5 protein-coding genes are annotated in these 5,949 nt (G+C 46.0%); 1 reads left to right on the top strand and 4 read right to left on the bottom strand.

From position 1 onward, the window contains the following. Positions 1-90: 90 nt before the first annotated feature. Positions 91-225, bottom strand: coding sequence for a hypothetical protein (locus P5683_RS22040; protein ID WP_315641040.1), 135 nt, complete (start codon positions 223-225; stop codon positions 91-93). A gap of 90 nt (positions 226-315) precedes the next feature. Between P5683_RS22040 and P5683_RS22035 the strand changes: the two genes are divergently transcribed. Further along, entirely contained in the window at positions 316-2,388 is a 2,073-nt protein-coding gene (locus P5683_RS22035; protein WP_315641041.1) for a 3'-5' exonuclease, read from the top strand. A 56-nt stretch (positions 2,389-2,444) separates the two neighbouring features. Here the strand turns inward: P5683_RS22035 and P5683_RS22030 are convergent, their stop codons facing one another. The 3 genes from P5683_RS22030 to P5683_RS22020 all read right to left on the bottom strand — a co-directional run bounded on the left by P5683_RS22030 (position 2,445) and on the right by P5683_RS22020 (position 5,790). Then, complete coding sequence (locus P5683_RS22030) at positions 2,445-3,680, bottom strand: ATP phosphoribosyltransferase regulatory subunit (RefSeq protein WP_315641042.1); 1,236 nt, start codon at positions 3,678-3,680, stop codon at positions 2,445-2,447. Positions 3,681-3,772: 92 nt separating this feature from the next. Continuing rightward, on the bottom strand, positions 3,773-4,681 hold the full coding sequence (locus P5683_RS22025; RefSeq protein ID WP_315641043.1) for a DnaJ domain-containing protein: 909 nt from the start codon (positions 4,679-4,681) through the stop codon (positions 3,773-3,775). Positions 4,682-4,977: 296 nt separating this feature from the next. Beyond that, positions 4,978-5,790 (bottom strand): inositol monophosphatase family protein, encoded by an 813-nt coding sequence (locus P5683_RS22020; RefSeq protein WP_006621515.1) that lies wholly within the window; start codon positions 5,788-5,790, stop codon positions 4,978-4,980. Positions 5,791-5,949 lie beyond the last annotated feature (159 nt).

The raw sequence follows: 5,949 nt of genomic DNA, 5'->3' as shown, positions 1-5,949 counted from the left end.
TCTTTGTTTTCAGGGCGGTTTCACCAGGCTCTACAACTTTTGTCCTGTACTTAGAGCTTTTTCAAGAATTTGACTGGATATTGACAATTTTTAACCATGCTCTAAACTCCAGATATAAGTTTGATGTTCTATCATTGGAGCATGGATAATTAGGATATGCACATCAAGAAAAGCGGAATCATCAGAAACATTACGGTCTAGGACGGAAACGAATTGTGCCCTCACCCTACCCTGGACTACCCAGAGAGGGACTTAGCCTAACTCCTGTACAGGCGGTTGATGAACCGCCACTACTCCCGACCCCCTAAAAAAACTATGAATTGGACTATTTCTTTCACGAACACCTTTATCAGTGAACTCCTTAACCTTCCTAAATCGGTGCAAAAAAAAGCGGAGAAAAGCTTAAAAAAGCTGCAAAAAGACCCGATTTATGCTATAGGGGATGTCAAAAAATTAAAAGGCTATACTAACAACGTCTACCGGGTTCGGATCGGGGATTATCGCCTGTTATACTGCTTCGGGGATGGGTGGGTTAAACTGTTGAGTGTTCGCAAACGGGACGATCGCACTTATGATATCGAACTAACCGAAACGGACAGCCCCACGCCGCCACCCGATCGCACCATTCTCGAACCCCAACCCCAACCAGTGATCGCAGAGTCTGCCGTAACCCCGCCAGAATCGACTCTCATTACTACAGCATTACCCTTTAAACTCACCAAAAGCATACTCAAAAAATGGCAAATTCCCCCAGAATACTGGTCAGAAATTATCTCGGCTCCCAACTCAGAAGCCTTGCTAGAATTACCGATCAGCGAACAGTATATTCAGCGTATCATTGACAACCTCTATCCTCGTCCTATCGAAGAAATTATCAGCGCTCGTGAATACATCCTCAACCAACCCGAAGACCTAGAACGTTTTGCGGAGGGAACCCTGACCAGCTTTCTATTAAAACTCGATCCCGAACAAGAAAAACTGATCAAATTCGGCAAAGGCGGCCCTATCCTAGTTAAAGGCGGCCCCGGCACGGGAAAATCAACCCTGGCTATTTACCGAGTTCAAACCCTAGTTTATCAGGGAATTACACCGATTTTATTTACAACTTATACTCGCGCTTTAGTCTCCTATTCAGAACAACTGTTAACACAGCTTTTAGGCACTTCTCTAGACCAGGCAGCCGTGCAAGTTTCGACGGTCGATTCTCTCACCTATAACTACTATATCAGGAACCACGAAAAACCCAAATTTGCTACTAATCAACAGTGCTTATACTGCCTTCAAAAGGCACTACAAACCGCAGAAATTCCCGGTAAAAACCGTTCTGATCGCATCGGTCGCCAGGAAACTCTCAAACACCTGGGACTCCCCTACCTACTGGAAGAAATCCAAGAAACAATCAACGGTTGGGGTGTCGCCACCCAAGAAGAATACCTCGCCCTATCCAGAACCGGGAGAGGAGTTCCCCTATCGGCTAAATTGCGAGAAGCCTTATGGAGTGTTTATCAAACCTGGGAACAAAATATGACCAAAATGGGCTATATTACCTGGCCCCAATTGCGGCGAAAAGCGATGGCGGCGATCGCCCAATTATCTGCACCACCCTATGAGGCGATCGTCATTGATGAAGCACAGGATTTATCCCCCGTCGCCCTACGGTGTATTTTAGCTTTAGTTCCCTCCTTAAAAAACGTCTATCTGACTGCTGACGCTTCCCAATCTCTCTATCAGCGAGGCTTTAGTTGGAAAAAAATTCACAGAGATTTAAACGTCACCGGACGGACCCTAACCTTGACACAAAATTATCGCAATACCGCCCAAATCATCACAGCCACCAACACCATTTTAGAGGGGACATCAGCGGGAGATGCGGACTGTTTGCAGCCAACGCCCTCAGACTATCAAGGGGAAATTCCCACCATTATTTTAACCGAAAATCTCCAACAAGAAACGCAAAGGATTCGCGCCTTTTTCATGGCGGCAGCCAAACGGCATCGCCTCCCCATTCACGGGGGAGCCATCCTCTGTCCCCGGTCAGAAATGGCTAAAAACATCGCCAGAGAACTAACCAGCCAGGGCAGCCCAGCCCAGTTTGTTTCCGGTCATGAAATTGATCTAAATGCCACCTATATTAAAGTAATGACCCTCCACTCTGCCAAAGGCTTAGAGTTTCCCTTTGTGGCAGTTGTGGGACTGAGTAAAAATATTTTACCCTATTTAAGTGTGGATGTACCAGAGGAAGAAAAAGAATCAGTTTTGGATGAACAACGCCGCCTATTTTATGTAGGCTGTTCTAGGGCGATGCGATCGCTGGTGGTTTGCGGTTTGCGATCTTCCCCTTCCCCGTTTTTAGAGGATCTTTCGGTTCCCTATTGGAGAAGGGATTAGGGAGTTTTTATCGGGCTGGCGATCGCCTGCGGCACCTTGACCAAGATACCGTTAGACTAGAGCACTTCTAAGGTAGGATTACCTTGTTCATCTACCCAGGCTATTTGGGTAATTCCCCGGCGACGGGCGGACTCTCGGAGGGCGAGTAAATCATCGGAAATACTCAATTCCATTTGTACCTGTGCATCGGGGGACTGACGCAAATCTTGTGCATAAGCAAAGGCGGCGGCTTCAGCTTGGGGGGTTTTGGGAACCACCAAACAATCACCGGAGGGAATATCAGAGGGAAGCTCTCCCATGTCTAATAATACCTGATGCAGTTCCTCAATGGTCAGGGAAAAGCCAATACTGGGTTTAGTTTCTCCCTGGGGATGATAAAGTCCTAAAAGCTGGTCATAACGTCCGCCGCGACCTAATACCCGTGAACCCGAATGACTATCACTGACTACAATAAAGACAATGCCTGTGTAGTAGTCAAAAGTCTGAATCAGACTGAGATCTAGGGTGATAGACATAGGAGATAGAGTATCTGGTCGCAATTTCTGATATTGATTGAGACCATCAATTAAGGATTTTAGGTTGTTGAGGGCAGATCTTTGGCTGTGGTCTAGGTCTAGTTGGGAAACCTTGGCTAAAACGTCTTCAGGACGACCGCGCAAGTCAAAGAGGAATAAAGCCCGTTGTCGCAATTCTGGCGACATGGAAAGGGTTTCCAGAGTAATTCTATCGAGATTAGCGATCGCTTGTCGAACCTGATCGCGTAAGGGTGGCGGAAAGGGAGATAAAAGCGATCGCGTTAATCCAGCTTCCCCTAGGATAAACTGTGGGTTTTGTAAGTTTAGCGATCGCAAACAGTCCCATAGCAGTAGTAAAACTTCCGAGTCAGCGCGGACCCCATCAGCCCCAAGTAATTCTACTCCCGCCTGATAAAATTCTAACTGGGTACCATGTCCCGTCTCTCCACCCTTGCGGAAGATATTAGCATTGTAGTACAGACGTTGCGGCCAGTGGTCATTCCCCGCCATGCGAGAAACCGCCGCCCTAGCAATAGAAGCGGTTAATTCCGGGCGCAGTCCCAAACCTTCATTTTCTGCATCTTGTAATTGTATGACTGTTGAACGTTGTACCGCCCCCCCAGCCATAAGGGTATCAAGCCTTTCCAGGGTAGAGGTGATAATGCGATGATAGCCCCAGCCGTGAAATACTTGCTGTAGTCGGCGTTCAATCCAAATTTTTTGGGCTACATCGAGAGGAAGTAGATCTCGCGCACCCGGCGGCGGTTGATGAATCATGGGATTAAAAAAAGTAGTACAAAATTAGGGGACGGCTTACAGATTATTACAGCTTACCTCCAATTGAGTCGATTTGTTCACCATGGTGGCATTTATTTTTTCTTACTCCCGCCAAATAGTCGCCCTAATAAACCGCCGCTTCCTGAATCTGACTTTTTGCTTTTACCTTTGACACTAGAGGTGGTAGCGGTTTTCTGAATTAGTTGTTGGGCTTCGATCGCTTCCGGCTGATTGGGATCAATACTTAGGGCTTTTTTAATATGGGGTGTACCTAATTTAGGCTGATTTTGTTTCACATAAATCAACCCTAATAGACCATGACAACGGGGGTGTGATGGTTCCCGTTTTACCGCGTCTTTTAGTTCCAGAATAGCTTTAGCATAGTTGCTAGTTTGCATTAACTGGACCGCGCGATCGCAAGCCTTATCCACAAAAGATGTTTTCGCTGGTCGGGGTGGCGGCGCTTCCTCTGACTTAGCTTCTGCTGGTGGGGGTGGCGGCGTAGGTGTAGCGGCTGCATTACCTGGGCGCGATCGCATTAAATACACTAAATTCAGTTCGCTAATTTCCCCAATTCTAGCCAGGGCTTGTTTCGGCGATTCATACTGTTTTTCGACCAATTCTTGTAAACTGGTTTCATATGCTTGATTAAAATCACCTATGGTCTGTAGTTTTTTCGCTGATTCTGTGGAGATTTGAATACTGTTGGGGTCTTGTTTAATGCGAGCGGCGATCGTTTGGATTAACAACTCATATTCTCGTTTCTCATCATCCTTAGAAAACTTGTTATAAGCCGGACTCACCAATTTCGCCAATAATTCCTTACCAATTTCTTGTTCTTCCGCTTCCTGAAAAGCAGAAGTATCTGGATGCAAACGACGCGCAATCCTCATATATTGTTTGCGAATAGCATTAAAATCAGCATCTATTTTAACACCTAAAATAGCATAATTGTCCGTAATTCCAAGCTGGAATAATCCTTGATTAATTTGAAATGACATAGTATTCGCCTTTTGGTATCTGAGAAATGCTAAGTTAAGTTCTAATTTTCAGTGATATTTATGGGATGATAACTAGATGCAACCATATCGAGGATATTCCAATAACCCTCAACTGGAAAGCATAACAGTTAAGCCTGACACAATTACGGATGATTAGCTAATTAAGCCCACAGAGATAACCGGATCGCGGTATCTGTGTGTACGTCTGACCGCAATTCACTCAAGCCCAACTGCTGCTCCATCTTATTTTGACATATTTTCTGACTGATTGGTGATTCTGCTGTGGGAGTCAGAGGCTACCAGGAAGATAAGGGGGGTGTTTCTAACAGGGCTTTACTAAGGCTAGAATGTAGGAAACCATTGGTAGCTAAAATTCGCCCAGATTGAATTTCAAAAGGACTCTCATCATAGGCTGTCACCTTTCCCCCAGCTTCTTGGACTAAGACCACCCCCGCCGCCAAGTCCCAGGGAGATAGTCCTCTCTCCCAATAACCATCTAAACGTCCGCAGGCGACATAGGCTAAATCTACAGAAGCCGACCCACCACGCCTGACTCCCTGAGTGAGGTGAGTCAGATAACAAAATTCCGCATAATTATTATCGGGGGTTTCGCGACGGTCATAAGCAAACCCTGTCACCAATAGACTTTGATCTAGTGAATTGGTTTGAGAGACCTTGATCGGTGTACCGTTACAGGTAGCACCATGACCAGTCGCACCCTGGAATAATTCATCATGAAAGGGATTATATACCGCACCGACCTGGGGGACTCCATCAATCAAAAGAGCGATCGAGGTAGCAAATGCTGGATACTGATGAGCATAGTTAGTGGTACCATCGAGGGGGTCGATCGCCCACAAATAGCGACTGCTAGTATCCCCTAAACTACCAGACTCTTCCGCAAGGATACCATGACCGGGAACATGGCGCTTGAGAACCTCCAAAATTGCCGCTTCTGAGGCTTTATCGGCTTCTGTGACTAAATCTCCTGAGCGTCCTTTCTCTTGAATATCTTGTAAATTACCCCAGTAATACTTTAAGACTGTACCCCCCGCAGTTGCTGCTAGGGTAGCCACATCCAAAAATGTTTGTAATGGTTCTTGAGTCATTTTGGCAAAAATTCCATCAGTTTCAGCTCACAGATAACACGATAACCCGATTAATCAATCATAATTCCCATAGTAGGGAAAGCCTGTGTCTGGGGACAAGTTTTGATTATACGAACAGCACTGGAGCATGAAAACCTTGTCTCAAGAGAGCAAGGATGA

The sequence above is a fragment of the Limnospira sp. PMC 1279.21 genome (assembly GCF_032349615.1).
GTDB classification, from domain to species: domain Bacteria; phylum Cyanobacteriota; class Cyanobacteriia; order Cyanobacteriales; family Microcoleaceae; genus Limnospira; species Limnospira fusiformis.
This window is presented reverse-complemented; position numbering and strand designations above follow the sequence as displayed.